Annotated in this window: 25 protein-coding genes; 9 read left to right on the forward strand and 16 right to left on the reverse strand. The window is 60.5% G+C overall.

Going from position 1 to position 25,808, the window contains the following annotated elements; translation table 11 throughout:
- Positions 1 to 1,284: acetyl-CoA C-acetyltransferase (locus GIW69_RS17045; protein ID WP_236483968.1), on the reverse strand; the 1,284-nt coding region annotated here is incomplete at its 3' end.
- A 267-nt stretch (positions 1,285 to 1,551) separates the two neighbouring features.
- On the opposite strand from GIW69_RS17045, the gene GIW69_RS17050 reads away from it, so the two are divergent.
- Both GIW69_RS17050 and GIW69_RS17055 read left to right on the forward strand, forming a co-directional pair.
- Positions 1,552 to 2,904 carry a 3-oxoacyl-ACP reductase gene (locus tag GIW69_RS17050; RefSeq protein WP_236483969.1) on the forward strand — a complete coding sequence of 451 codons (1,353 nt, stop codon included), beginning with the start codon at positions 1,552 to 1,554 and terminating at the stop codon, positions 2,902 to 2,904.
- A gap of 3 nt (positions 2,905 to 2,907) precedes the next feature.
- Positions 2,908 to 3,762, forward strand: coding sequence for a MaoC/PaaZ C-terminal domain-containing protein (locus tag GIW69_RS17055; protein WP_236483970.1), 855 nt, complete (start codon positions 2,908 to 2,910; stop codon positions 3,760 to 3,762).
- Positions 3,763 to 3,920: 158 nt separating this feature from the next.
- Here the strand turns inward: GIW69_RS17055 and GIW69_RS17060 are convergent, their stop codons facing one another.
- From GIW69_RS17060 to GIW69_RS17075, 4 genes are read right to left on the reverse strand one after another with little or no spacing between them, the layout of a single operon-like run.
- Positions 3,921 to 4,478, reverse strand: a complete 558-nt coding sequence (locus GIW69_RS17060) for a DUF4136 domain-containing protein (RefSeq protein WP_236483971.1) — start codon at positions 4,476 to 4,478, stop codon at positions 3,921 to 3,923.
- Between the two features lie 54 nt (positions 4,479 to 4,532).
- Positions 4,533 to 5,150: a DUF4136 domain-containing protein gene (locus GIW69_RS17065; RefSeq protein ID WP_236483972.1), complete on the reverse strand. Its 618-nt coding sequence runs from the start codon at positions 5,148 to 5,150 to the stop codon at positions 4,533 to 4,535.
- A gap of 12 nt (positions 5,151 to 5,162) precedes the next feature.
- Positions 5,163 to 5,912, reverse strand: coding sequence for a methyltransferase (locus GIW69_RS17070; RefSeq protein WP_236483973.1), 750 nt, complete (start codon positions 5,910 to 5,912; stop codon positions 5,163 to 5,165).
- The gene (locus GIW69_RS17075; RefSeq protein ID WP_007951009.1) at positions 5,912 to 6,214 is read right to left on the reverse strand and encodes a MazG-like family protein; all 303 of its coding nucleotides are present in this window, start codon (positions 6,212 to 6,214) and stop codon (positions 5,912 to 5,914) included. The genes GIW69_RS17070 and GIW69_RS17075 overlap by 1 nt, the downstream gene beginning before the upstream one ends.
- Positions 6,215 to 6,446: 232 nt before the next feature.
- Between GIW69_RS17075 and GIW69_RS17080 the strand changes: the two genes are divergently transcribed.
- The gene (locus tag GIW69_RS17080; RefSeq protein ID WP_236483974.1) at positions 6,447 to 6,740 is read left to right on the forward strand and encodes a hypothetical protein; all 294 of its coding nucleotides are present in this window, start codon (positions 6,447 to 6,449) and stop codon (positions 6,738 to 6,740) included.
- 120 nt (positions 6,741 to 6,860) lie between these two features.
- A complete protein-coding gene (locus GIW69_RS17085) occupies positions 6,861 to 8,210 on the forward strand; it encodes an MATE family efflux transporter (RefSeq protein ID WP_236483975.1) in 1,350 nt (449 codons plus the stop codon).
- On the opposite strand, the gene GIW69_RS17090 is transcribed toward GIW69_RS17085, so the two are convergent.
- From GIW69_RS17090 to GIW69_RS17140, 11 genes are all read right to left on the reverse strand, one after another.
- Positions 8,204 to 9,079 carry an alpha/beta hydrolase gene (locus tag GIW69_RS17090; RefSeq protein ID WP_236483976.1) on the reverse strand — a complete coding sequence of 292 codons (876 nt, stop codon included), beginning with the start codon at positions 9,077 to 9,079 and terminating at the stop codon, positions 8,204 to 8,206. The two genes, GIW69_RS17085 and GIW69_RS17090, sit on opposite strands and share 7 nt — an antisense overlap.
- A gap of 18 nt (positions 9,080 to 9,097) precedes the next feature.
- Entirely contained in the window at positions 9,098 to 9,892 is a 795-nt protein-coding gene (locus GIW69_RS17095; protein WP_236483977.1) for a DUF4123 domain-containing protein, read from the reverse strand.
- On the reverse strand, positions 9,889 to 11,232 hold the full coding sequence (locus GIW69_RS17100) for a contractile injection system protein, VgrG/Pvc8 family (protein WP_236483978.1): 1,344 nt from the start codon (positions 11,230 to 11,232) through the stop codon (positions 9,889 to 9,891). Before GIW69_RS17100 ends, GIW69_RS17095 begins: the two co-directional genes overlap by 4 nt.
- 233 nt (positions 11,233 to 11,465) lie before the next feature.
- Positions 11,466 to 13,379, reverse strand: a complete 1,914-nt coding sequence (gene speA / locus GIW69_RS17105) for an arginine decarboxylase (RefSeq protein ID WP_236483979.1) — start codon at positions 13,377 to 13,379, stop codon at positions 11,466 to 11,468.
- 219 nt (positions 13,380 to 13,598) lie between these two features.
- The gene (locus GIW69_RS17110) at positions 13,599 to 13,970 is read right to left on the reverse strand and encodes a translation initiation factor Sui1 (protein ID WP_236483980.1); all 372 of its coding nucleotides are present in this window, start codon (positions 13,968 to 13,970) and stop codon (positions 13,599 to 13,601) included.
- 226 nt (positions 13,971 to 14,196) lie between these two features.
- Complete coding sequence (locus tag GIW69_RS17115) at positions 14,197 to 14,754, reverse strand: NUDIX hydrolase (RefSeq protein WP_236483981.1); 558 nt, start codon at positions 14,752 to 14,754, stop codon at positions 14,197 to 14,199.
- 3 nt (positions 14,755 to 14,757) lie between these two features.
- The gene (locus GIW69_RS17120; protein WP_236483982.1) at positions 14,758 to 15,825 is read right to left on the reverse strand and encodes a DUF2333 family protein; all 1,068 of its coding nucleotides are present in this window, start codon (positions 15,823 to 15,825) and stop codon (positions 14,758 to 14,760) included.
- A gap of 137 nt (positions 15,826 to 15,962) precedes the next feature.
- On the reverse strand, positions 15,963 to 16,439 hold the full coding sequence (locus tag GIW69_RS17125) for a hypothetical protein (RefSeq protein ID WP_236483983.1): 477 nt from the start codon (positions 16,437 to 16,439) through the stop codon (positions 15,963 to 15,965).
- On the reverse strand, positions 16,436 to 16,942 hold the full coding sequence (locus tag GIW69_RS17130; RefSeq protein WP_236483984.1) for an Hcp family type VI secretion system effector: 507 nt from the start codon (positions 16,940 to 16,942) through the stop codon (positions 16,436 to 16,438). Before GIW69_RS17130 ends, GIW69_RS17125 begins: the two co-directional genes overlap by 4 nt.
- Positions 16,921 to 17,637, reverse strand: coding sequence for a hypothetical protein (locus GIW69_RS17135; protein ID WP_236483985.1), 717 nt, complete (start codon positions 17,635 to 17,637; stop codon positions 16,921 to 16,923). The genes GIW69_RS17130 and GIW69_RS17135 overlap by 22 nt, the downstream gene beginning before the upstream one ends.
- Positions 17,637 to 18,785 carry a DUF2515 family protein gene (locus GIW69_RS17140; protein ID WP_236483986.1) on the reverse strand — a complete coding sequence of 383 codons (1,149 nt, stop codon included), beginning with the start codon at positions 18,783 to 18,785 and terminating at the stop codon, positions 17,637 to 17,639. The genes GIW69_RS17135 and GIW69_RS17140 overlap by 1 nt, the downstream gene beginning before the upstream one ends.
- Before the next feature lie 326 nt (positions 18,786 to 19,111).
- Here GIW69_RS17140 and gcbA point away from each other — a divergent pair, with 326 nt between their 5' ends.
- From gcbA to accB, 5 genes are all read left to right on the forward strand, one after another.
- Entirely contained in the window at positions 19,112 to 20,782 is a 1,671-nt protein-coding gene (gcbA, locus tag GIW69_RS17145) for a diguanylate cyclase GcbA (protein WP_236483987.1), read from the forward strand.
- A 953-nt stretch (positions 20,783 to 21,735) separates the two neighbouring features.
- Positions 21,736 to 22,779, forward strand: a complete 1,044-nt coding sequence (locus GIW69_RS26415) for a methyl-accepting chemotaxis protein (protein WP_496570932.1) — start codon at positions 21,736 to 21,738, stop codon at positions 22,777 to 22,779.
- A 151-nt stretch (positions 22,780 to 22,930) separates the two neighbouring features.
- Positions 22,931 to 24,688, forward strand: coding sequence for a protein-disulfide reductase DsbD (locus tag GIW69_RS17155; protein ID WP_236483989.1), 1,758 nt, complete (start codon positions 22,931 to 22,933; stop codon positions 24,686 to 24,688).
- Positions 24,689 to 24,817: 129 nt separating this feature from the next.
- Positions 24,818 to 25,270, forward strand: a complete 453-nt coding sequence (gene aroQ, locus GIW69_RS17160; protein ID WP_236483990.1) for a type II 3-dehydroquinate dehydratase — start codon at positions 24,818 to 24,820, stop codon at positions 25,268 to 25,270.
- 67 nt (positions 25,271 to 25,337) lie between these two features.
- Positions 25,338 to 25,799: an acetyl-CoA carboxylase biotin carboxyl carrier protein gene (gene accB / locus GIW69_RS17165; RefSeq protein WP_236483991.1), complete on the forward strand. Its 462-nt coding sequence runs from the start codon at positions 25,338 to 25,340 to the stop codon at positions 25,797 to 25,799.
- The last annotated feature ends 9 nt before the right edge of the window (positions 25,800 to 25,808 follow it).

Raw genomic sequence — 25,808 nt, forward strand, 5'->3', positions numbered from 1 at the left:
CGCGCGAGGCGGCACAGATTCCTCCTGTTGGCGACAAACCCCCGCCCCCCCCAAAACAGTCGGACCCCCCCCCCCTCCCCCCGCCGCATCCAGCAACTTCGCCAGGTTCGCCACAATCCGCCCCGTTGCGGCAAACGGATGTCCCGCCGCCAGCGAACTGCCTTTCACGTTCAATCGGCTGCGATCAATCGAGCCCAACGGCGCGTCCAGTCCCAGCCGGGTTTGGCAATAATCCGCATCCTCCCAGGCCTTCAATGTGCACAGCACTTGCGCGGCAAATGCCTCGTGAATCTCGTAGTAGTCGAAGTCCTGCAAGGTCAAACCGTTGCGCGCCAACAGGCGCGGCACCGCGTAGACCGGCGCCATCAGCAGTCCTTCGGCGCCGTTGACGAAATCCACCGCCGCCGCTTCGCCGTCACGCAGGTACGCGAGGATTGGCAAGCCACGTTCCTTCGCCCACTCTTCACTGCCCAGCAACACCACCGAAGCGCCGTCGGTGAGCGGCGTGGAATTGCCGGCGGTAAGAGTGCCCTTGGCGCTTTTTTCGAACGCCGGTTTCAAGGAAGCGAGTTTTTCCAGAGTCAGATCCGGGCGCAGGTTGTTGTCGCGGGTCAGGCCGAGGAACGGTGTCATCAAGTCGTTGTGCCAGCCCTCGCTGTAAGCGGCAGCCATTTTCCGGTGGCTGTCGAGGGCCAGTTGATCCTGATCTTCGCGAGGAATATTCCAGGTCTGCGCCATCAGTTCGCAGTGTTGGCCCATCGACAGACCGGTGCGCGGTTCGCCGTTGCGCGGGAACTCCGGGATCAGGTGTTGGGGACGCAATTGCAGAAATGTTTTCAGCTTGTCGCCGGTGGTTTTGGCGCGGTTGGCTTGCAAAAGAATTCTGCGCAATCCTTCGCCCACGCTGATCGGCGCATCCGAGGTGGTATCGACGCCGCCGGCAATGCCGCATTCGATCTGGCCGAGGGCAATTTTATTGGCGACCAGCAGCGCCGCTTCCAGACCGGTGCCGCAGGCCTGTTGAATGTCATAGGCGGGCGTTGAGGGTGACAGGCGTGAGCCGAGCACGCATTCGCGGGTCAGGTTCATATCTCGTGACAATTTCAACACGGCGCCGGCGACCACTTCGCCGATGCGCTGGCCATGCAGGTTGTAGCGTTCGATCAAGCCTTCAAGGGCGGCCGTAAGCATCGCCTGATTGCTGGCGGTGGCGTACGGCCCATTGGAGCGGGCGAACGGTATGCGGTTGCCCCCGATGATCGCGACGCGGCGCGGCTGACTCATGAAGTGCTCCTTTTCAAATGATCGAGTTCACACAGACCCTGTGGGAGCTGGCTTGCCAGCGATGGGGCCGAAGACATCCAACCGCTTCGGTGGCTGAGATTCCGCTATCGCTGGCAGCCTGCTCCCACAGGGTTGCGCGGTTCGGCAACAAAAAGTCCGAGGGCAAACTACGCTGCTGTGTTCCAGCTTAGGCCTTATTGCCCGAATCGAACGATTGATTGCCTTGGGCAGTCCACACTTTGAACCCCATCTTCTGGAGAGCGTTCCATGTCTGACCGCTATATCGACTTCGCCAACTCATCCATCGGCCATCGTTTGGTCGGGGCCATTGGGCTGCCGTCGCCGGTGCGCCTGGAGCGCTGGCAGGCCGGGCGCCTGCGGCCGGTGGATGGCGCGTTGCTGATCGGTGGCGGGCCGCTGACGGCACAGGTCGCCGCGTTCGCCAATCGCCTGACCGAGTCCATTTACAGCTACGGCACCGAGTCCTCGCTCGCCACTGCATGGATTCCCGGCCATGGCCCGAAGATCAAAGCCGTGGTCTTCGATGGCAGCCATTTGCAGCACACCGACGACCTCAAGCAACTGCGCGAATTCTTTCAGCCGCTGATGAAAAATCTCGACCACAGCGCCCATGTCGTGATCCTCGGTCGCGCCCCGGAAACCCTGAGCGAGGCGTTTGCCGCCAGTGCCCAGCGTGCCCTCGAAGGATTTTCCCGTTCGCTGGCCAAAGAGCTGCGCAGCGGCGGCACGTTGCAATTGATTTACGTGGGTGAAGGCGCCGAGTCGCAACTGGAAGGCCCGCTGCGGTTTTTCCTGTCGCCGAAAAGCGCGTTCATCTCCGGGCAAGTGATTCGCCTCACGGCTTGCGCGACTCAAGTCAGCGACTGGACGCGCCCGCTCGCCGGGCGCAAAGCGCTGGTCACCGGCGCGGCGAGGGGGATCGGCGCATCGATTGCCGAGACCCTTGCCCGGGACGGCGCCGAAGTCATTCTGCTTGACGTCCCTCAAGCCAAATCCGATCTCGACGCCCTCGCCGCACGGCTTGGCGGGCGCAGCATCACCCTCGACATCTGCGCCGAAGACGCCGCTGCGCAATTGACCGAACACCTGCCGGACGGCCTCGACATTCTGGTGCACAACGCCGGCATCACCCGCGACAAAACCTTGGCCAATATGACTCCGGAGTTCTGGGACGCGGTGCTCGCGGTCAATCTCAATGCGCCGCAAGTGCTGACCCAGGCATTGCTCGACAACGGCACCCTGCACGACAACGCGCGAGTCGTTTTACTCGCCTCGATCAGCGGCATTGCCGGCAACCGCGGGCAAACCAACTACGCCACCAGTAAGGCCGGGCTGATCGGATTGGCCCAAGCCTGGGCACCGACGCTGCTTGAACGCGGCATCAACATCAACGCCGTGGCGCCGGGTTTTATCGAGACCCAAATGACCGCACACATGCCGTTCGGCTTGCGCGAAGCCGGGCGACGCATGAGTTCTCTCGGTCAGGGCGGCCTGCCGCAGGACGTCGCCGAAGCCGTGGCATGGCTGGCGCAACCGGGCACTGGCGCCTTCACCGGGCAGGCGCTGCGCGTCTGCGGACAAAGCGTGTTGGGAGCTTAGAAAATGGGCATCGAATGGCAAACGCTGGATCGCGAACCGAGCCTGCCGGGGTTGTACACCCGCGCGGCCACTCGGCGAAAAATCACTGGCAATACGCTGCCTGACGAGGGCTTGCGTTGCGCGGTAGAGGTCGATGGCAAACGTCTTGCGGCGTATCGCAAGGTCTGCGGATTCGTTGATGACGGCTTGCTGCCGCCGACCTACCCACACGTCCTCGCGTTCGCCCTGCAAATGCAATTGCTCACCGCCAAGGATTTTCCTTTTCCGCTGCTGGGGTTGATCCATTTGAGCAACCGCATCCGCGTGTTGCGTCCGATGGGCGGGGTCACTCGGGCGCAAGTCAGCGTGCGCGTGCAGAATCTGCAACCCCATCCCAAAGGCGCTACGTTCGATCTGCTGACGACCCTCGACGATCAGCTCGGGCCGCTGTGGGAAGCCGAGAGCCAGATGCTTTGTCGCGGGGTGAAACTGGACGGCGAGGCCGTTGAACAGCACTGGGAGCCTTCGCAAGTATTAAGCGAAGTGGCGCACTGGAAGGCACCGGCAGATATTGGCCGGCAATACGCCAAGGTGTCAGGCGACTACAACCCGATTCACCTCAGCGCCGCTAGCGCCAAACTGTTCGGATTCCCCACGGCCATCGCCCACGGGTTGTGGAACAAGGCCCGCACGATCGCGGCGCTGGGTGAGCATCTGCCGAAGGCCAATGTCGAGATCGTCGCGCACTTTCGCAAACCGGTGCGGTTACCCAGCGAGGTGACATTGCTCGCCAGTGCAGCGGGGTCGAGTGGGGATTTGCGCCTGATCGGCGCCAACGATCTGGAGCACATGGTGGGTTGCTGGCAGCCCATCGCCTGACCTTCGTTGCGCAGAGATACCCGGCGATGAGCATGGGTGGGCAGGCGCACCGTAACCCCACAGAAACCGGGCTGAGGCACCCGTCAGGCCGTCATTGCTGGCAAGCCAGCGCCCTCTGCACCTGTCGCCCCTTTGGATGTGATCGTGGGGGTGGGCACTCAGCGCGGCGGATAATTCGCAAGGATTTTCGCGACGGTCTCGCGCACGGCGTTGCTGCGATCGGTCGGGTTGGTGGTGCGGCTGAGCATTTGCTCGTCGCTGCCGCGCCAGACCAGTTTGCCGTCCTTGCCGTCGAGCAGGTCGACCTGGATGGTCGCGACCTTGTAGGTCACGTTGCGGGTTTCGTTGTACATCGGGCCGCCCCAATAACCGTTCCAGGGGCCACCCCAGCCGCCGCCGTAATTGGTCGTCACTTGCTGCTGACGATCTTCGACGATCAGGTAAGTCTGCACATTCAGATCACCCTTGGCGCCGGCAGCGGCCGGACGCAAGCCACGTTGATCGAGTTGATCGGCGACGGCCTGGCGGATGCGTTGTTCGGTGAGGTCGCTCTTGATCCGTGGATCATCCGGTCGGTATTGCAGCGATGGCTCCTTCCAGCTCCAACTGCGATACGCGGCGAAGTCGCGGCTGGCGTCGAAATCATGGTTGACCTGGTTGGCGGCGCAAGCACTGAGCAGTGCAGCCATGGCCAGTAAAGCGAGTCGGCGGAACATGATATTTCTCCGGTGGAAAACATGAAGCTGCACAGGCTTCTGATTCACGGGAAGCTAGCTGGGAGGATACGCCGACATGGCCTTTTCCACAGCCTCGCGGATCGCATCGCCGCGTTCGATCTGATTACCTTTCGTGCCGGTTTCGGCGCTGGCGCTCCAGACGGGCTGGCCGGTGCCGGCGTCGAACAGATCGACACGCACCACCACAACCTGTTCCTGATACGTGCGCATGATCGGCACCGAGTTGTACATACCGTAGCCTCGACCATAACGGTCATAGCCGCTATAACCGGCACCGCCGTAATAACCGTAGTCGTCCCGTACCTGACGCAACCGCGTTTCCAGACGCAGATCAGCGCTGACCAGGACATCGGCTGGCTGATTGTCACGCAATGGACGCAAGCCACGTTGGTCAAGGGCATTGCTGACCGCTTCGGCCACTTGCGCCGAATCCGCCCACGCCGTGCCCGGCGGCAGATGCCCGTTAAGCCACGCCCAACTGCGATAGCGCCCGTAATCACGCGCAGGTGCCGGGTAGGCGCTGCGGTCGAACGTGCTGGCGGCTTGCGGCGGCGCCGGCGGCAGAGGCCGGGAATCCGCCACATACGGGTTGCTGCCCTGACAAGCGGCCAGCCCCAGACAGATCAGTAGTAACCCCGAATGAGTTTTCATCTCGCGCTCCGATCAGATCGGCCGGCAGATCCAGTGCAGATAACGCCCAAGCCCGGCGAAGCTCGGGTGACGACGGTGTGCAAGCTCCATTTCCAGCAAGTCCGCCAGTTCGGCGCGGGCCTGGAATTCCACCGGCATGTAATCGTGGAAAACCCGGACTCCGCTCTGGGTTTCGACCCGCCACAGGTCTTCGAGTTGCGTTGCAAGTTCACGCGGGTCGAGGGGCTGTTGCGGGGTCAGGCTCTGCTTCTCGCCGGCCATGACGTTTTTGCGCATTTTCTTGAAATGGCCTTTGAGCAGGTTGCGATAAATCAGCGCATCGCGGTTGTAGAACGCCAGCGACAACCAGCCGCCCGGCGTGGTCAATTGATGCAGCACCGGCAGGATCGCGTGGGGTTCGGCCAGCCATTCCAGCACGGCGTGGCAGATCACCAGGTCGTAAGGTTCGGTGAGCTGACCGAGCAGTTCCTGCCATGGCGCCTGAATGAACGTCGCCGTTTGCCCGGCGTCGGCAAAGCGCTGGCGCGCGCCGTCGAGCATGGGTTCGGCCGGCTCGGCCAGCGTCACATCATGCCCGCGCTCGGCCAGCCACAACGACATGTGGCCTAGCCCGGCGCCGATGTCGAGCACCCGCAACGGGCGATCCGGCAGCGCTTCGGCCAGATCCGCCTGCAATACCGCAAGACGAATGGCACCCTTGGCGCCGCCGTAGATTTTTTCAGCGAAACGGGTCGCCAACTGATCGAAATGACGGTCGCTCATCAGCTGAACCGCCGTTCGCTGTCAGCGAGCTTGCTGCGCACCACTTCATTCATGTCCAGCCCCAGCTCGCTGCACAGCAGCAACAGATACAACACGATATCGCCAACTTCCTGCCCGGCGTGGGCGAGTTTGTCTGCTGGCAACTGCCGCGATTGGTCCTCAGTCAGCCACTGGAAGATTTCCACCAGCTCGGACATTTCCACGCTCGCGGCCATCGCCAGATTTTTCGGGCTGTGAAATTGCCGCCAGTCATTACGGTCGCGGATGGCGTGCAGGCGTTCGGTCAGTTCAACAAGGTTCATCGGGTTCTCCTGAAGGCGTATAGCTTCGGGGGGATGCCGACTGAACGCAAGCTGCAACCTTCAGGAGCGAGCCTGCTCGCGATGGCGGTGTGTCATTCCAGTTGAGTTGCCTGACACAATGCAATCGCGAGCAGGCTCACTCCTACCGGTTTGGTGTGAACGCTCTATAGTGCAGGGAACTCGGCCGCTTATATTGCGGCCCAAGGATTCAGACTTTCATCAGGATGCACACATGCAGGTAGAAAGCTTTTTCGAATGGCTCGGCCAGGCACTGGGTTCGGTCATCCGGTTTATCGTCGACGGCTTGAGCGGACTGTTCAACATCCTGAGCGATGCCGGTGGCAATTTTGTCGAGGGGCTGTCACGCACGCTGGGGATGGACACGTCGATCATCAGCATCATTGCGTTGATTGTCGGGTTGATGCTGTTGTGGTCGGCGATTCGGGCGTTCATGAATGCCTCGATCATTGCCGGGATCATCTGGTTGTTGCTGGGGTTGTGGTTGTTGAGCTGGATTATTCACTGACCGTTTGCAAACCTCCCCTCGCCCCTCATGGGGCCGAGGGCTGGGGTGAGAGGGATGGATTCTGGATTCACTGCAAAGCCCGAATGAATCGCTACAATGCCGCTCCCCCAAGGAGCCTGCATGTCCAACCTGATCGCCGACTGGCGCGACCGACCGACTCACCGTCGCGTCTGGGGCCTCGCCGCCCCCATGATCCTTTCCAATATTTCCGTGCCGCTGGTGGCGCTGGTCGACAGCACCGTCATCGGCCATTTGCCCCACGCCCATCAATTGGGCGCCGTCGCCGTGGGCGCCAGCCTGTACACCTTTCTGGCCTGGGCGATGGGGTTTCTGCGCATGGGCACCACCGGATTTGCCGCTCAGGCGGCCGGACGCAGTGACGGCACGGCGCTGCGGCAAATCCTGTTGCAAGGCCTGTTGCTGGCGATGGGCCTGGCGCTGCTGCTCGGTTCGCTGGGCATTCCTCTGAGCGGTGTTGCGTTGCATTTCATGCAACCGTCGGCGGAGCTCGACCAACTGACCCGTGATTTTTTCCACACTCGCCTTTTCGGATTGCCGGCGGCACTGGCCAGTTACGCACTGGTCGGCTGGTTCCTGGGCACCCAGAATGCCCGGGCACCGCTGGCGATTCTGTTAACCACCAACCTGATCAACATCGCGCTCAATCTTTGGTTCGTCATCGGCCTCGACTGGGGCGTGGTCGGTTCGGCCCGCGCTTCGGTGATCGCCGAATGGAGCGGCGCCCTGCTCGGCCTGCTGTTGACCCGAAAGGCCTTGCGCGCCTATCCCGGGCATATCGTCTGGGCCGCGTTGCGCGTGTGGCAGAGCTGGCGGCCATTGCTGGCGGTCAACCGCGACATTTTCATCCGCAGCCTGGCGCTGCAATCGGTGTTTTTTCTGATCACGGTGCAAGGCGCGCGACTGGGCGATGCGACGGTTGCCGCCAATGCCTTGCTGCTCAATGGCCTGCTGTTGACCGCTCACGCACTGGACGGTCTGGCCCACGCCGTCGAAGCCTTGTGCGGACACGCCATTGGCGCGCGCGATCGCCTCGCCTTGCGCCGCTCGCTGGTGGTAGCGGGCGGCTGGTCGTTGCTGGCCAGTGTGGCGTTTGCGGTTCTGTTTCTGTTCGGCGGGCATTTGTTCATCGAGATGCAGACCAACATCCAGAGCGTGCGCGACACGGCGTTCATCTATCTGCCCTACCTCGCCGTCTTGCCGCTGATTGCCGTGTGGAGTTATTTGCTCGACGGCCTGTTCATCGGCGCCACCCGCGCGCGGGAGATGCGCAACGGCATGCTGTTGACCGTGTTGCTGATGCTGCCGTTCGCCTGGGCGCTGCAAGGTTTCGGCAATCATGGCCTGTGGATTTCATTCCTGTTGTTCATGGTTGTACGCAGCCTGACGCTCGGGGGATTCGCAATCTGGTTGCGGCGCAATGACGGCTGGTTCAGCGGCGGCATTCACTGATCGGGCGTGTGCTTGATGAATGATTCGACCTCATCAAGCACCGGCCCCAGCCATCGCAGCGGTCGCGATAACGTGGCCACCAGCGTGATGTGGCTGGGTCGCGAGTAATACAAATCCTGTACCGGCACGCCGGACTCACGCAATTTGCTCGCGAGACCGCCGGTGTTACGGGTCGGGTTGACCAGATCGTCCTGTGTGGCGGCGATCAGCAAGGCCGGCGGCGCACCTCGGTTGACATGATTGACCGGCTGCGATTGTGGCGGTGAATCCGGCCAGAAAAACACGGGCCGGACATCGGGGTTCTCGATCGGCAGAAAATCATAGGGGCCGGCCAGACCGATCCAGCCGCGCAGATCCGCCGGTGACATACCGACGGCGCCGAGCAGCCCCGGATCCAGCGCCAGCATCGCCGCGTTGTAGGCGCCGGAGCTATGCCCCATCAAATACAGACGCTGCGGATCACCGGAGAATTCGCGAATGTGCGCCCGCGTCCACGCCACTGCCCGGGCACCGTCTTCAAGAAACAGTGGATAACGCACCTGCGGATATAACCGATAATCCACCACCACCGCGACGATGCCCCGTGACGCCAAGGCTTCGCCGACGAAGGTGTAGTCCTCGCGCGCCCCCATGTTCCAACTGCCGCCGTAGAAAAAGATCACCACCGGCGCATCCTTCAGCGGCTGGCGCGGCACGTAGACATCGAGTTTCTGTCGAGGATCGTCGCCGTAGGCTATGTCGGCGGTTTTGTTGAAAGTGTTTTCCGGTGTCAGAGCGTTGAGCAGCTTTACCGGTGAGCAGGCACCGAGCACCAGCAGCACCATGGCGCCGATCGTTGCGCGAAACTTGTTGCGTAAGCGATGCGTCATCACTGTCCGACCTCGTCTTCAGGATTGATCTTTCTGCCACTGCCGCCGTAAGTGCTCGAGCCGCTCTTGCTGGGTCAGACCGCTCGGTGGTGGCATCAGCACAGCCTGCGGATGCTGCAAGCGTAGCCACAACCAGCCGTCCAACACGGCCCGATCATGAAAACCCAATGCCAAACCTTGTTGCGCGTGCTGCCACATCGCCGCGTAGCCACTGCCCATCGATTGACACCAGCGCCACACGTGTTGCTCCAACAGACAGGTTTGCAGGCGCTCGCGTTGACGACCGGTCAGGCTTTCTTCGTTTCGCAAAGGCTCGACGCCAAGACAGGGATTTTGCAATTGCTGCCAGCCCTGACTGCCGATGGCGCGGTCGGCCCACGTGCCACCGAACCAACGCATCTGGCGAATCGGCCCGAGCCAGCGACTGAGGTCGTCGGCATCGCAGGCATCGAAAAAATAGCTTGCGGTCTGGCGGTTGTAGTAGCTGAGCAACGCTCGGTGATCGAGGCCGAAAGACACCGTGAGCATGCGTCGCAAATGGCCGAGCAGTTCGTCGGCCGAAACCGGACTCACCAACAACAGGCCACGCCACGTTTTTGGATCGGCCTGACACAACGCCGCCAGCGCCGGACTTTGACGCAAATCCACCAGTAGAGGGCCGTGTTCGCGCACCGGCTGGAACTCCGTGTCATCGAACAACCAGACTGTTGCAACATCGGCGAATCCCCGACGCAATGTCATCAATGCTTGTGGCGCCTCCACCACGTCCAGCAGGAGCCACTGCGCGATCGGCTTGAGCGCGGGGCCGCTCATCGGCCGCCGCTCGGGTCGAGTGCGGTGATCAGCCGACAACTGCACACCGCTTCCGGACAATGATTGAAACTGCCGCCCCCCGGAATCAGACACAGGAGCAGCAGCGGCTCGGCAGATTTCAACAGCTGCGGCAAGCCTTCGCTCAGCAATGTGTCGGGCAGGCGAATCGGCGCCTCATTCACCGCTTCGTGCAGATTTTCCCCACGCTGCAGCACGCCACTGATCAATGGCTGATCGGGATCGCCCTCAAAGAAACTCACCACCACTTCAACGCCATCGCGCAACATCGCCTGCGATGTGTTGGCCAGCGCTGGCGCCAATGGCAGCCAGCAATGACTGGGCGCGGCTCCCTCGCCCTGGTATAGCCAGTCAAACTGCACCGCCACCGGGCGGGAGAGATCGGGGCGCGGCTCGTCGACCGTGACCACCCAGGCTCGCTGCAGGCTTTGCATGCGTGGCCGGGTCAGCCCGGTTGTCACGAGTGACGCCGTGGAGCCATTGCAAAAGATCCGATTACTGTAAGGCGGTTCGCGGCTTTGATCGGCGTGATGCTCTATCCGGTTCAGCAGCCATTGACCATTGCATTCGGAAAACGGGTGGCCTCGCACTGACAACCACTGGCCCGCACGCAAGGCAGACAGGCGCGTATGACCTTCGGCGGTTGGCGATTGCGACGACATTTGCCCACTGGTTTGCACCTCGCTGCGTACGTGCCAACGTTGCACGTGGTTGCCATCGTCGGCGTCGGCATCGAGTCGCACCATGCGCGCCTCGGGCAGGTGCGCCGGGTCATCGCCGAAGATCAGGCAATGCCCGCTGCGTGTGTGTTCGAAGCGAAAATGAATCCGTGCCCGGGCACAAATGCGCTGCATGAACGCAAGATCCGATTCGCGGTATTGGGTGCAGAACGCCTGAACAGGATATTCAGCGCTCAACTCGAAGCGGCATTGCGCGCCGGCGATACCGTGTTCCTTGAGCACTTGTCGCAAAATCTGTGGTACCGAGCGCGCACTGAAAATTCGTTGGCTGAAACGCAGCGCCAGGCAGTTCAGCCTGGCGCCAAGTCGCACGCGGCACAACCGGGCCGCATCGCCGTGCTCATGCTGAACGAGGCTCTGCAAATGCCCGTGTACGCCATTTTCTCCGGCGCCAAACGACAAGTAGGCGGCGCGGTGCAGCAGGCCGGCGAGATCCAGCTGCGGGTCATCGATCAGCAGATCGATCTCAAATGCAAAGGGTTCGCTGATGGCCTCGCTACCGGTAAAGGCCAGAACTTCGAAGGGATCGGACAGACCCGCGACATCGAGACGAAACGAGGGCTCGTCGACTTGATCGAACATTGGCGATTCTCTACAGGAGGGGCGGCCGGGGATTCTCGCCGAGAGCCATGGCCGAGTAGAGTGCCGAAGTACAACTTAGGAAATGACCTACGCGAAAAGCAGACCAGATCCGGTAGCCGATGACGTATGTCAGGCATTTCACGAAGAAAAAGAGAGATATCCCACCAAGTCATCCGAAAATTCCGCAGTCAGCGGAACATTTTCAGACAACCTGGCGGGACGGCAACCTGGTCTCAGGAAGACAGGTAAGAGGAGCGAGTCAGGCCCAGGCGCAAAGCATCGAGGAACTGGGTGCGTTCGGTGGCGCTGATGCGGGCACTGGCGCATTTGTCGCGGTAGTGGGTCATCAGTTCTTCCGGCGACAAGTGCACGTAACGCAGCATGTCTTCGATGGTGTCGTGGGTTTCGATCCCGGCGTGATACACGCTGCCATCGGCGTTCTGGTAGATGTTCACCGAGTCGGTGTCACCGAACAGGTTATGCATGTCGCCGAGGATTTCCTGATAGGCGCCCACCAGGAACACGCCCAGCAAGTAGTCTTCGCCTTCGTTCAACGCGTGCACCGGCAAGCTGGTTTCGATGCTCTGCTCGTCGACGTACTGATTGATCTTGCCGTCCGAGTCGCATGTCAGATCCTGCAGCACCGCGCGGCGCAGCGGCTCTTCATCGAGACGGTGCAGCGGGATGATCGGCAGCACCTGGTCGATGGCCCAGGTGTCCGGCAGGCTCTGGAACACCGAGAAGTTGCAGATGTATTTGTCGGCGAGCTTGTCGTTGAGTTCGTCGAGCACCTGACGGTGCGAACGCTGACGCGCCTTCAGCGAGTTGTGAAGGCGACGGCACACGGCGAAGTAGCACTGCTCGGCGAGGGCTTTCTCGGCCAGGGTCAGTTTGCCATCGGCATACTGGGCGGCCACGTCGCTCATGTAGTGAGTGGCGCGCCAGTAGGTTTCGGTGACCATTTCGATGTCGGTCGGGCCGAGCAGATCAACGAGCCACTGCACGGTTTCGGGCAGCGATTCCTTGTTCTCGATTTGTGGCACATCGTCATTGTGTTTCTCGACGTCGGTCACTTGCACCACCAGCATGGCGTGGTGGGCGGTCAGCGAGCGGCCGCTTTCAGAGAAGATGTGCGGGTGCGGCAAGCTCTGCGCGTCGCAGAATTCCTTGAGCATGCCGACCACGACACCGGCGTAATCGTCCATGTCGTAGTTGATCGAACTGGCATTACGCGAGTGAGTACCGTCGTAGTCAACGCCCAGGCCGCCGCCGACGTCGATGTGATCCACCGGCAGGCCGAGGTTGCGCAGTTCGCCGTAGTAACGAATCGCTTCCTTGAAGCCGTGCTGGTAGTCGGCCAGGTTGGCGATCTGCGAACCCATGTGGAAGTGCAGCAGGCGGATGCCTTGATCCAGGCCCGCCGCGCGGAAGCGCTCGACCACCGACAGCAATTGGGCCGCCGACAGACCGAACTTGGATTTCTCGCCCCCCGTATCCGCCCACTTCGACGATGCCAGGGACGACAGACGTACGCGCAGACCGACCTGCGGCTTGACCTTGAGCGAGGCGGCTTCTTCGATCACCAGTGCGACTTCGGATTCTTTCTCGATCACGATGAATACGTTGTGGCCGAGTTTCTGGCCCATCAGCGCCAGCCGGATGAACTCGCGATCCTTATAACCGTTGCAAACGATGGTGCCACCCTTCGGGGCCAGCGCCAGCACGGCGAGCAGTTCAGGCTTGGAACCCGCTTCCAGACCAATGGAAACGTCTTGAGTGGCGATGATGTTTTCGATCACCGCTTCTTGCTGGTTGACCTTGATCGGGTACAAGGCGGTGTATTTGCTCTGGTATTCCAGACGCTCGATGTTGGCGTCGAAGGCCCCGGTCAACTGGCGAACGCGGTCTTGCAGAATGTCGGGAAAACGCACCAGCAACGGCAAGGACAAACCGCTCTGGCGCAGCTGGTCGACTTGCTCGAAGAGGTCGATGGGCGAACTGTTCGGGCCGTTCGGACGAACTTCGACGCGACCGGCGTCATTGATCGCGAAATACCCGGCCCCCCAATGGCGGATCCCGTAAACACTGCGGCTGTCCGCAACTGTCCATTGGCTGCCATCGTCTTTGCGTGTACGTCGTACGGACATCGAAGTCCCCTATAGATAAGTCATAGAGCGTCGCCTGGGTTCAGGCCGGCGCAGTCTAAAGAATGGAAATGACGGTTTATCGGCGAGGCGGTAGACCGCACCGACAGCAACGAGTTTAGAAACCGTTCATGAACAGGCTCTGTGAAAACCATGGAGACGACGCCGGTTTCTGAACTCGTTCAACGCCGGATCAAGCCGTGGTGGGTTTCACAGAGGCTGCTAGCCGCCGGACTTCTTCGCTTTGAAACCGTGCTTGATCAACTCGGCCAAGAGTAGCTCGACATGATCGCCCTGGATTTCGATGACCCCGTCTTTCAACGCACCGCCGGTGCCGCAACGTTTCTTCAACGTTGTCGCCAGCTCTTTGAGCGCGTCTTCGGCCAGCGGCACGCCGGTGATGGTCGTCACCGTCTTGCCGCCACGGCCCTTGCTTTCGCGACGCACGCGGGCAATGCCGTCACCTTCGGGGATCACGGTTTGTTTGCAGATGCAGGCGTCAACCGGTTGACTGCAATCCGGGCAATGACGACCTGCGTCGGTGGAAAATACCAGGCCACCAAGGGCGGCGAAGGATGCGGCTTTTTTGGCCACCGGCAATCCTCTTGGGAGGACAAAGACTGATCGCAACCTTGGGCAAGGTCATCGACCGCGAAGCCCCACTCAGGCAGGGGCAGCGCTACTGAACCGAAATCGCTTACCTGATGCAGGAGCAGCTTGCGGCAGCTCCTGCAACGTGAACCGCGTTCCGGTGCAGCTTGAAAAGGTCGCGCAGTGTAACGGCAAAAAGCCGACTTGCTAAGAGCCAATCGGCGCCAATTTATAGCGAGTTTGCGACGTCGCTTTGCCGGGCTTTCAGATAGCGCTTCAACGCCGCCAGCGAGTCCGGGCAGTAAGGCTTCTGCTGGATTTCCAGCATCACCTGTTCGAGGGGAATGAAGCGCGCCTCCAGCACCTCCTCGGGTTGCAGGATCAGCGGGCCGTCCCACACGGCGGAAAACGCCGAGCACCAGAGCCGGTTGCCCGTGTCCTCATAGAAAAAATGATCATGGGCGATCAGCTCAACGCCGCTCACCCCCAGCTCCTCTTCCAGCTCCCGGGCCGCCGACTCAGCGTAAGTCTCGGTCGCGAGCACCATGCCGCCGGCCGCGACGTCCCAGAAACCCGGATAGATGGCCTTGCTGAGGGTGCGTCGGTGAACACACAACTCACCGGCACTGTTGAACAGCATGATGTAAGTGCCACGTCCGATCAGCCCGCGCTCGCGCAAGTCGGAACGCACCAGGGCGCCGAGCAGGGTGTCCTGCTCATCGACCCAGGCAATCTGTTCGGCATCCGAGGCGGCGCGATGGGCCGCCTCTAAGGCGTTGTCAGCCATGAGTCAGCCCTGATTGAGCAGTTGACGCAGGTCGATCACCGCGGCGTTGGCACGGGAAATGTAATTGGCCATGACCAGCGAGTGGTTGGCCAATACGCCGAAGCCGCTGCCGTTGAGGATCATCGGGCTCCAGACCGGCTCTTGCGAGGCTTCGAGTTCACGAATGATCTGGCGCACGCTGACCGTGGCGTTCTTCTTGGCCAGCACGTCGGCGAAGTCAACTTCGATGGCGCGCAGCAGATGCGAGAGCGCCCAGGCCTGACCGCGAGCTTCGTAGAACACGTTGTCAATCTGCATCCACGGGGTTTCGACGATTTCCTCGTCAACCTGCGGCACTTCGCCAACCGCCGGCGCCTCGGTTTTTAGCGCGGTGTTGAGTTTGACCCGGCCAACGCTGGCCGACAGGCGTTGCGACAGCGAGCCCAAACGGGTGCCAACATCGCCCAGCCAGTTGTTCAGGTTGTCGGCGCGGGCGTAGAAGAGTGCGCTCTTCTGATTCGGTTCGGACAAACGCGCCTGATAGCGGCTCAGGGAATTGATGCCTTCCTGGAACTCGGACTCGCTAGAAGGCAACATCCAACTTTTGTTGTCGAAGTTGAAGCGCGGTTCGGCCTTGGCCAGATCGGCGTCCTCGGCGGACTGCGATTGTGAGCGGGCGAAGTCTTTACGCATCGCGCGGCTCAGGTCACGCACCTGAACCAGCACGCCGTATTCCCAGCTCGGCATGTTGTCCATCCAAAGGCCCGGCGGGAACCGGTCGTTGGAAATATAGCCACCCGGCTTGTTCAGCAAGGTGCCGGCAACGGTCTTGAGGGTTTCTACGGTGGTGTAGCCGACGACCATTTGTTTGCCTGCGGTTTCGGCGGATGTCTGGGCATTTTGTGCCACCGGGAATAGCGCCGGCTCCTGGCTCCAGTACCAACCGAGGGCAATGGTCACCAGCAGATAAATGCCGACCAGCGTGGCCAGCGCACGGCTGAACAGCACCCCGCCGATGTAACTGCGGGTAGCCGATTTAGGCTCGGCGGCACGTTCAGGAGCGCTGCCCGCGCGGTTCTTCCAGTCCAGCATGGCGATTTCCTTTCAAAACTTGGGTTCAACGGTTCGACCACAACCATACAACAACGTGCCTTGGCCGGGCACCTGCTATTGGGACATGGGAGTAAAACAGCTGAATGCCGCAAGTGAACGAGAGGATAAATGACCATTCAGACGCTGAAGATCTTCAGGGAAATCTGCCGGACGTCTTCTGATGCGAATAGATGCGCAATGCCAGCAGCGTCGGTTTGATGCTGGCTGGCGACCCCGTCAATCGTGGCGACGTAAGCCTGTTGCGCCAGCGGTTCACCCGTCATGCTGTCAACGAGGCGAAATATCCTCGGTGTTCTGGGCTGCTGCGCAGGCGGTTTATTCATCAGGTCGAGCACCGTCTGATCGAAAACCGATGCCGCGACGGGCCAATGGCCAAATTCGGCCTGCATCCTGAGCAACAGCCAGTCGCCCCGTTCGACCTGATCCAGCACTTCGCTGTCCAGATTGATCAGCAACCCCGCCCGCAGTTCATCAAGCCCTTCAAGCGATCGCCGCTCCAGCAAAACCTGACAGACCCGCTCCAGTGCCTGGCTCACCGGATAAACAAATTCACGCTCGCTTTTAATCAAGTCTGCGTGACGAACCAGCCTCACTGCTGCCCCTCGCCTTGCCATTCGTCAGAGCCCATCGTGCGGCTGACTTCGTGTCGCCAGTAGATGCGCTGATAGCTGAAATAGACCTTCTCCAGCTGCGTGAAATGCGCCATGCCAGAGTCGAGACAATGGGGCATGAGAACCTCGGCGCCGACGATCAAAGCGCCCTCCAACTCGATGGTGTAGAAGTGCTCCTGCACGCCTTGAACCGATGTGCGATACCACTCCACTCGGCACTGGCTCAGCAATTCACCGGAACACATCGCGACCTGGATGAGCGGCGACGCCTTGTCGATGGTTTTAGTGATCACCAGCGGCTTATGCATCCGTCGACCTGCACCTTGCCCTTTGGGCACGAAAATACCGTGACTCAAAGCCTGAACCATAATCTTGTCCTCACGCCCCGTCTGGTAGACATTGCCCACCGAGTCCTTGGTGAAGGCGCCAGCGCTGATCAGCCCCTGACGGCTGCCCTGGATAGTCATGAAGGCCGGGATGGGCATGGGGTGGCTCCTTTTTGTGGTTGGGGGGGAGGGAAATGATGGGGTTCGTAGGGAATGTCTGCCGTTTCGTCGAAAGATCTCCATGCATCGGCGACTTCCAGGGTGATGAGGTAACGCTCCTGATCCGGATGTCTGTAGTCTCTGAATCGCGCCAGTATCAGCATCACTTGATACTTGTCGCCCGCCTGCCAAAAGGAATGCCCGGCTAGCACACCTTGTCTGACATACGCACGCCATTCAGGGGTATCCGCAATTGTCGGATCGTCCCGCGTCCCCATCGGCTTCCAGCCTTTCGCACACCATTGCGCCTGCAGATCGACAACGACTTTCATCGCATCGTCGATTAACAGCGGCTCGATTTGCGGAGACATGCGAACGTTGTTGACCACGTTGTCGTTGAAACCGACCGACAAAAACCGCGCCAAAGGCGTCTCGAACCCATACTGCGGATCGACTAAGCGCAGGCGCGCATCGGTCTTGGGAATGCCGCCCCAGACGTGACCACGAATCAATGGACTGAAAGGAGCTGTGGAGCGCTCACGCATGCTTTCATAGGTTCCGCCGATTTCGAGGGCAATCATGGGATCGTCCCACAACGGCTGCGTCAGTTGACGTGCTGCGGCCAGCGCCAAACCGGAGCAAAGCACCAGCCACACCCAAAACCGCCAGTTGGGCAGAGAAAAGCGCCAAGTCATCAAACACCCTCCATCACGGCAATTTCACCAATGGATTGCGCCAACGCCTCTTGATTGCTGTCATTGAGCATCTGATCAAAACGAGCGGCTGCCCGCAGCACGAACTCCATTCGCTGATCGATATCAGACAAATCCGCAAGTGGGTTACTGCCGAAACTGATTGTGCGGCCATCATCGACACGCTGGCATTGACTGGTCAGGGTCAACTCGATTGCCTGAGCCACTCCGGACGGGAAACCGGTTACGTAAGAAAAATGGTTGCCCCGCAACAGCGCAACCAGACGACGATTCTCGTAAATCGTCGGCTGGAGAATGTTTCGCTGCTCGTGAAAAGCCAAATGCTCGACGCTTTCGGCAATCTTCCCCGCGTCGATCGCCTCAAAGGCTTGAAGGATTTCCTCGTATGCCTTCCCAAAACCTAAAGTTTCCTGTTCCACCGGCCAAAGAACCGGGAAATTTGCATGTCCATAAATTCTCTGCCGATCCCGCAGACACTTCCTCATCTCCCCCGACCCACGCAGCGCATAAAACTGATGCAGCGGATACACATCCAGAAACAGCGTGGTATTGCCCATCGCCATCAAGTCGTACACAAGCCGGAACTGTTGCTGCACCAAAGACAGCTCTTCGCCCGAGGGGCGAAAATCCACCGCAGGCACAGGGTTGCGCGCCCGGGCTTCGTCGTAATCACGTGATGCTTCGGCCTGTTCAGGCATCTTTTCCGGGGTCAGTAATCCTGACGCTCTGCGACCCTCCCGCACACGCTGCCGTGCCTCGTGCTCTTCACGGATAAGCTCGATGCTGTCCGCCGCATGCAGCAAACCACAGCCCACCTGCTTGGACGCAAATGCGGCCAGACCGGCCCACTGGAACCGCCGATCGTGCTGCCAGAGCCGTGCATAGGCCGCGTTGATCGCCCGGTTGCGCCTGACGGGGTCGGCGATAAACACACCTTCAGGCGCGACGATTTCCTCGGCCTGCCGCTGGTAGGCACGCCATAGACACTGGCAGGTCAACACCGGCACTTCTGTTACCCGCACTTTCTCGCCATACAGCAATTGGTCACTGCACTCGCAGGCGTCCACAGACGTTGTGTTGTGATTCAGGCGTTGTTCATCACTGGGATGTTCTTTGAAACACTGACTCATGTCGGCCGGACAGCTTCTAGGGGAATCCCTTAACCCTATCAATCAAAAACCTGTCTGAGGCCGTCCGCGCGAAAAATCAGAAAGCACTGACAGACGTCTTCCATGCACGGTTGGGAAGCTTGGTCTTAGCGAGTGAGAAACCTCTTGAACTGCCCGGATCACGGATACCTCATCGAGGACCAGCGTCCAAAACAAAACCACTCGGTCAGAAACTGAATAGTGACGCATCACAGATTATTGACGTACGTCACTCATATAAGGGAAAAGAGGTGCTAGCATAGAGCCACCAGTCGATCTCAGCATGAACCCTAACTAGTAGTCAGGATATGACCGAGCCAGAAGACCCCAGCCGTGAGCGCCTCAAGCACCATTTTGCCCAGCGGGTAATTCATCAGGCACGTCAGATTCTCGAGATATGGCAGCGCCTGCAACGCAGTGAGTGGTCCACCGCCGATCTCGCCGAATTGAGCGAGGCCAATCTGCGCCTGCTGCGTTTTGCCGAACGCTTCGAACAGCCGGAGCACACGCAACTCGCCCACCACATCAGCCAGTCGCTGCAGGCCGTCGACGCCAATCGCGGACGCTTGAGCAGTGGCCTGATTACCGACCTCAATCGCTTGATGCAGCGCCTGTCCCGCACGGGCCTGCGCCATGGCGATCAGCTTGAGCAGACTTTTCTGCCGCCACTGCGCAAGCCGATTTACGTGATGCTGCAAGATCACGACCGCGCCGAACGACTGGCCAAGCAATTGGAATTTTTCGGTCTCAGTGCCCAGGCACTCGATAGCGTCTCGGCATTTCGTTCGTCTATGGTCGAGCGCCTGCCAGCCGCAATCGTTATGGACGTGGATTTCAGCGGTACCGGCGTCGGCCTGAAACTGGCGGCCGAAGCCCAGGAAGGCCTGGATGAACCGCTGCCACTGTTGTTCTTCAGCCTGCACGAAACCGACACGCCGACGCGTCTCGCAGCCGTACGCGCCGGCGGCCAGGAATTTCTCACCGGCACCCTCGAAGCGTCGAGCCTGCTGGAAAAAATCGAAGTCCTGACCTGCGTCGCCCAGTATGAGCCTTATAAAGTGCTGATCATCGACGACTCCCGCGCCCAGGCAATGCACACCGAACGCCTGCTCAACAGCGCCGGCATCGTCACGCGGACGTTGATCGAACCGATCCAGGCCATGGCCGAACTGGCGGATTTCCAGCCGGATCTGATCATCCTCGACATGTACATGCCGGCCTGCACCGGCACTGAATTGGCCAAGGTCATCCGCCATAACGACCGTTACGTCAGCGTGCCGATCATTTATCTGTCGGCCGAGGACGATCTCGACAAGCAGCTCGACGCCATGAGCGAGGGCGGCGACGACTTCCTGACCAAGCCGATCAAGCCGCGTCACCTGATCACCACCGTGCGCAACCGCGCCGCGCGCGCGCGCAATCTCAAGGCGCGAATGGTGCGCGACAGCCTGACGGGGTTGTACAACCACACGCACATTCTGCAATTGCTCGAAGACTGCTCGTTCCGCGCCCGCCGTGAGAACAAGCCGCTGAGCTTCGCAATGCTCGACATCGACCACTTCAAACGGGTCAACGACAGCCACGGCCACCCAATGGGCGACCGGGTGATCAAAAGCCTGGCGCTGTTTCTCAAGCAGCGGCTGCGCAAGACCGACTACATCGGCCGTTACGGCGGCGAAGAATTCGCCATCGTCATGCCCGACACCGATATAGAAGCGGCGCATAACGTCCTTGATGAGATCCGCCAGCGCTTCGCTGAAATCCACTACCCGGCCCAGCCGCAGGATTTGTGGTGCACCTTCAGCGCCGGTGTCGTGGAAATGTGCGACGACTCGGACAGCCTGATGATGGCCAGCCAGGCCGACGAGGCGCTGTACCGCGCCAAACACGATGGACGCAATCGCGTAGAGACCGCGCGCGACTCAAAGCAAAGTGCCACTTTTTCATCAAAATCCACCGGCTCGGTCATAACCGTGTAACAGAACAGCAATAAATTCAGGCGCTTACGTTTCTGCCGTTGGTAGCCGTCATGCGCCTGAAGTTGCTCACCAATCTCAACACCCTCCTGCTCGTCGCCGTGTGTGTGGCGCTCGGCGCCACGTTGTGGTGGTCGCAAAAAGCCCTGGAACGCCCGTACCTTTTGATGGAGCGGTATCTGGGGCTGTCGCAGACATTCCAAAATGACGTGGCGCGCAATGTCGAGGACTACCTCGCCAGTGGCGATGCCTTGCGCCTGAGCAGTGCCAGTCAAGCCATCGACGGTTTACAGACACAGCTCAGTGAATGGCCGCCAGCTCTCGCCGACACGCTGCGCCCAAGTCTCTCGGGGCTCGATGAATTCAGCAAAACCGATTTGCTGGCGGCCGGCAAACTGGCGGGCGACCCTCAAGCGCTGCTGTTGCAGGCCGAACGCGAACTGGGCGCCAGCCTCGATCAGCTCAGCACCTACGCCAATGGCAACGCGAACTGGCTGACACCGCTGCTCGGCGCTTCTCGGCACTTGGGCAAACTGTCGCTGGCGCGGGACAAACTGGTCAGCAGCGGACGCAGTGAACTGGCCGAAGACGTTGAGCGCGAGGTCAGCAGCATTCGCGCTCAGGTGCAGATTCTGGACGCCCTGCCCTTGCTCGGCGTCGTCGCCACCAACGAGTCTGGCAGCGACGATTTCGCGGCGATGATGGGGATCGAGAACACGGAAAAAACCATCGACGAAGATGCCGGTGTCGGCTTCAAACGGGAACTCAACAGCCTGCTCGGCCGCTACCCTGCAGAATTGGCACGCACCCGCGAACAGATCCAGAAACGCACCGATTTGAGCAGCGCAACGCATCTGAAAATTGCCGCTGTGCAACACGCCATCGCCGGACTGGAGCCGGTCGTGCGCGCCCAGCACGGGCGGATCCAGAGCGAAGTGCGCTTGATGCAAGGCGTGATGATCGGCCTGATTCTGCTGATCGCCGTGTTGATCGACACATTGCAGAGGCGCCTGGCACGCACGCTGACTAACCTCGCGCCCGCCCTCTCGACCTGGGCCGATGGCGACTTCAGCCGCGACATCCAATTGGGCAAGACCAACCGCGAACTGCGCGACATCGAAGCCTCGCTCAACCGTTTGCGCGCCTACCTCGTCGATCTGGTGGGCACCATTCGCGGCAATGCCGAGCAGGTCGCCGGCAGCAGCCGCACCCTCGCCGAACTGAGCAACGACTTGCACATTGGCGCTGAACATCAGGCCGGCGACACCGCGCTGATCCGCGACTCTCTCGGCGAACTCGAAGCGACTATCCAGCAAGTCGCCGGCGACGCCCGACAGGCCGCCGATGCCAGTCAGCAGGCGGGGCTCGCAGTGGAGCACGGACAGTTAGTGATCGGTCAGAGCCTCACCGGTTTGCATGCGCTGGTCGATGAAGTGCAAGGCAACGCGCAGATGATCGAGCACCTGGCCGAGGAGTCCGCGACCATTGGCGGCGTGCTGACGGTGATCCGCTCGATTGCCGACCAGACTAATCTTCTGGCGTTGAACGCGGCCATTGAGGCGGCGCGAGCCGGCGATTTGGGCCGAGGGTTTGCCGTGGTGGCTGAAGAAGTTCGCTCCTTGGCCCAGCGCACAACCGGCGCCACCGCTGAAATCCAGACGTTGATCGCCGGCCTGCAATCCGCCGCCCGGCAATCGGTGGAAGGCATGCGCGCCCAGGTCGAACACGCCGAAGCCACCGCCAATCAGGCGCAAGCGGCTGACGGCGCGCTGGACAAAATCGTCGGCGCGATCCAGACCATTTCCGATACCGCCATTCGCATCGCCGATGTCACGGCGCAACAGAGTGGCGCGGTCAGTGAGATACGCGACCACAGCGAACGCATTCATCAGTTGGGCGGGGATAACCTGCTGCGCATCGGCGAAGGTCGCGAGCAAGGCGAGAATCTGCTGAAACTGGGCGGCCAACTGCACACCGCCGTACGAGCCTTCCGCGTCTAAACCGATCACCCGTGCAGGAGCTGCCGCAGGCTGCGATCTTTTGATTTTGATTTTCAAAAACAAAGATCAAAAGATCGCAGCCTGCGGCAGCTCATGATGGAGGTCATGTACTCGGCTATGATGCCCGCACTTCTGATACCGCGAGATCGTCATGCGCCGTTTGCTTTGCCTGCTGTTTTTTGTCTTCGTCCTGCCGGCCTCCGCCGCCGGGTTGTTCGATAACAAGCCCAGTTCGACCCTCGGCTCGGTGAACAACAGCGAAGACTTCCTGCCGGTGCGCGAAGCCTTCCAACTGAGCCTGGTCGAGAGCACGCCGCAGTCGGTCAAACTGCGTTTCGTCGCGAGCGAGGGCTACTACCTCTATCGTCACCGCTTCCAGTTCCGCGCCGAACCTGCCGAGGTCAAACTTGGCACTGCGCAACTGCCCAAGGGCGAGCAGAAACACGATGAGTACTTCGGCGATGTCGAGGTCTATCACGGCATTCTCGACGTCGAAGTGCCGCGCAACGATTCCCGCGCCTTTACCCTTGCCGTCACTTATCAGGGCTGTGCCGATAAAGGCCTGTGCTATCCGCCGGAAACCGAGCGGCTGAGCATCGATGGCAACGCTTCATCCGTCTCGAGCACGACGCCGAGCACGGCGTGGGACTGGCGCGATCTGGCGCTGTTCTTCCTCGCAGGCCTGGGCCTGACATTCACCCCGTGCGTGTTGCCAATGTTGCCGATTCTTTCCGGCGTGGTGCTGCGCGGTCAGGTCGGCGGGCTGCGCGGTTTCAACCTTTCGCTTGCCTACGTGTTGCCAATGGCCGCGTGCTTCGCCTTGCTCGGCGCGTTGATGGGAATGTTCGGTGCACAACTGAATTTGCAGGCGCGCTTGCAATCGGCATGGGTGCTGGTGCCGTTTGCGATGTTTTTTGCGGTGTTCGCCCTGGCGATGTTCGGCGTGTTCGAGCTGAAACTGCCTACGTTCATCAGCAATCGCCTCGACCGGATTGCCGGGCGTACCGAAGGCGGTTCTTTATGGGGCGCGGCGGTGCTGGGCGTGGTTTCCAGCCTGCTGGTGTCGCCGTGTGTTTCCGCGCCACTGGCCGGTGCGCTGCTGTATATAAGCGCCAGTGGCGATGCGCTGGGTGGCGGTTTGAAACTGTTCATGCTTGGCCTGGGCATGGGTGCGCCACTGTTGCTGGTCGCAACAGGCGGCGCGGCCTGGCTGCCGAAAAGCGGGCCGTGGATGATGTACGTGAAGAACGGCATCGGCGTGTTGCTGCTGAGTCTGGCGATCGGCTTGCTCAGCCGCGTGTTGCCGGGGCAAATCACCTTGCTGCTGATCGGACTGCTGGCCGGTGGCGTCGGTCTGTTTCTCGGGGCGCTGGAATTCGTCTACAAATCGCCACGCAAACGACTCGGTCAGTTAGCAGGATTGCTGCTGCTGTTTTACGCGCTGGCCTGCTGGTATGGCGCGTTCAGCGGTCAGACCGACCCGTTCAAACCCATTGCTTCTCGCGTGGTGCAAAGCGGCGCATCTGCGCAAAGCGCCGACTCGTGGCAAACCGTCAGCACCCCGGCGGATCTGGATCGCGTGTTGTTGGCGGCAAAGAACGCCGGCACCCCGCTGCTGCTCGACTGGTACGCCGACTGGTGCATCAGTTGCAAAGTCATCGAACACGAAGTGCTCAACGACGCCACAGTCGTCGAGCGCCTGCGGGGCTATCGACTGATCCGCTTCGACATCACCGCAAGCAACGCCGAACAACGCACCCTGCTCGATCGTTACAATCTGTTCGGCCCACCGGCACTGATGTTTTTTGGCAAGGATGGCAACGAACATCGCGAGGTGCGGGTGATCGGTGAGATCAGTGCGAAAGAGTTCGCTGAACGTGTCGCAAAGGCGAATGACCGGTTTCAATAAGGCGGTCAAAAACTTTGCGCAAACATCGGTCATCGTGCCGGCTTTTGCATAGAACTGGACAGTCACAAAGTCTTTGCGGCATAGTCGCCGGGTTCTGACGACGGCTCACAGATAACAAGGAACACGCAGATGGCAACGCTACTGGTGCTGCACGGCCCCAACCTGAACCTGCTCGGCACCCGCGAACCGGGTACCTACGGGGCAACGACCCTGGCGCAGATCAATCAGGATCTGGAGCGTCGCGCCCGCGAAGCCGGCCATCATCTGCTGTACCTGCAGAGCAATGCCGAGTATGAATTGATCGATCGCATCCACGCCGCGCGCGGCGAAGGCGTGGACTTCATTCTGATCAATCCAGCAGCTTTTACACATACAAGTGTCGCTTTACGTGACGCGCTGCTGGCAGTGAGCATCCCATTCATCGAAGTGCATTTGTCCAACGTGCACAAACGCGAACCTTTCCGCCATCACTCTTACTTCTCCGACGTAGCGGTAGGAGTGATCTGCGGCCTTGGCGCCAGCGGTTACCGACTGGCCCTGGAGGCTGCCCTGGAACAGCTTGAACTACAGGCAATAGCTTGAAATACAGGCAACAGCCTGAATAACAAGCGTTGAACGCCCCTGACCGACCCTTGGGAGTTGATGATTCATGGATATCCGTAAAGTTAAGAAATTGATCGAATTGCTGGAAGAGTCCGGCATCGACGAGCTCGAGATCAAGGAAGGCGAAGAGTCCGTACGTATCAGCCGTCACAGCAAAACCCCGGCGCAGCAATACTACGCACCGGCTCCGATGCAGGCTCCGGCCGCCGCACCGGTTGCTGCTGCTCCAGCCGCTGCCGCCGCCCCGGCTGCACCGACCGCACCCGTGCTGAACGGCACCGTTGCCCGTTCGCCGATGGTCGGTACGTTCTACCGCAAATCTTCGCCAACCTCGCCGTCCTTCGTTGAAGTCGGCCAGACCGTGAAGAAAGGCGACACCCTGTGCATCGTTGAAGCCATGAAGATGATGAACCACATCGAAGCTGAAACCAGCGGTGTGATCGAATCCATCCTCGTTGAAGACGGCCAGCCGGTTGAGTACGACCAACCGCTGTTCACCATCGTTTGAACCGCGGAG

This window comes from Pseudomonas syringae (assembly GCF_021605415.1).
Classification (GTDB): Bacteria; Pseudomonadota; Gammaproteobacteria; order Pseudomonadales; family Pseudomonadaceae; genus Aquipseudomonas; species Aquipseudomonas syringae_S.

Coding starts and splice junctions, on each gene's coding strand:
- GIW69_RS17050 (WP_236483969.1), top strand. CDS start 1,552: ATGTCTGACCGCTATATCGACTTCGCCAACTCATCCATCGGCCATCGT.
- GIW69_RS17055 (WP_236483970.1), top strand. CDS start 2,908: ATGGGCATCGAATGGCAAACGCTGGATCGCGAACCGAGCCTGCCGGGG.
- GIW69_RS17060 (WP_236483971.1), bottom strand. CDS start 4,478: ATGTTCCGCCGACTCGCTTTACTGGCCATGGCTGCACTGCTCAGTGCT.
- GIW69_RS17065 (WP_236483972.1), bottom strand. CDS start 5,150: ATGAAAACTCATTCGGGGTTACTACTGATCTGTCTGGGGCTGGCCGCT.
- GIW69_RS17070 (WP_236483973.1), bottom strand. CDS start 5,912: ATGAGCGACCGTCATTTCGATCAGTTGGCGACCCGTTTCGCTGAAAAA.
- GIW69_RS17075 (WP_007951009.1), bottom strand. CDS start 6,214: ATGAACCTTGTTGAACTGACCGAACGCCTGCACGCCATCCGCGACCGT.
- GIW69_RS17080 (WP_236483974.1), top strand. CDS start 6,447: ATGCAGGTAGAAAGCTTTTTCGAATGGCTCGGCCAGGCACTGGGTTCG.
- GIW69_RS17085 (WP_236483975.1), top strand. CDS start 6,861: ATGTCCAACCTGATCGCCGACTGGCGCGACCGACCGACTCACCGTCGC.
- GIW69_RS17090 (WP_236483976.1), bottom strand. CDS start 9,079: ATGACGCATCGCTTACGCAACAAGTTTCGCGCAACGATCGGCGCCATG.
- GIW69_RS17095 (WP_236483977.1), bottom strand. CDS start 9,892: ATGAGCGGCCCCGCGCTCAAGCCGATCGCGCAGTGGCTCCTGCTGGAC.
- GIW69_RS17100 (WP_236483978.1), bottom strand. CDS start 11,232: ATGTTCGATCAAGTCGACGAGCCCTCGTTTCGTCTCGATGTCGCGGGT.
- speA (WP_236483979.1), bottom strand. CDS start 13,379: ATGTCCGTACGACGTACACGCAAAGACGATGGCAGCCAATGGACAGTT.
- GIW69_RS17115 (WP_236483981.1), bottom strand. CDS start 14,754: ATGGCTGACAACGCCTTAGAGGCGGCCCATCGCGCCGCCTCGGATGCC.
- GIW69_RS17120 (WP_236483982.1), bottom strand. CDS start 15,825: ATGCTGGACTGGAAGAACCGCGCGGGCAGCGCTCCTGAACGTGCCGCC.
- GIW69_RS17130 (WP_236483984.1), bottom strand. CDS start 16,942: ATGCCCATCCCGGCCTTCATGACTATCCAGGGCAGCCGTCAGGGGCTG.
- GIW69_RS17135 (WP_236483985.1), bottom strand. CDS start 17,637: ATGACTTGGCGCTTTTCTCTGCCCAACTGGCGGTTTTGGGTGTGGCTG.
- GIW69_RS17140 (WP_236483986.1), bottom strand. CDS start 18,785: ATGAGTCAGTGTTTCAAAGAACATCCCAGTGATGAACAACGCCTGAAT.
- gcbA (WP_236483987.1), top strand. CDS start 19,112: ATGACCGAGCCAGAAGACCCCAGCCGTGAGCGCCTCAAGCACCATTTT.
- GIW69_RS26415 (WP_496570932.1), top strand. CDS start 21,736: ATGATCGGCCTGATTCTGCTGATCGCCGTGTTGATCGACACATTGCAG.
- GIW69_RS17155 (WP_236483989.1), top strand. CDS start 22,931: ATGCGCCGTTTGCTTTGCCTGCTGTTTTTTGTCTTCGTCCTGCCGGCC.
- aroQ (WP_236483990.1), top strand. CDS start 24,818: ATGGCAACGCTACTGGTGCTGCACGGCCCCAACCTGAACCTGCTCGGC.
- accB (WP_236483991.1), top strand. CDS start 25,338: ATGGATATCCGTAAAGTTAAGAAATTGATCGAATTGCTGGAAGAGTCC.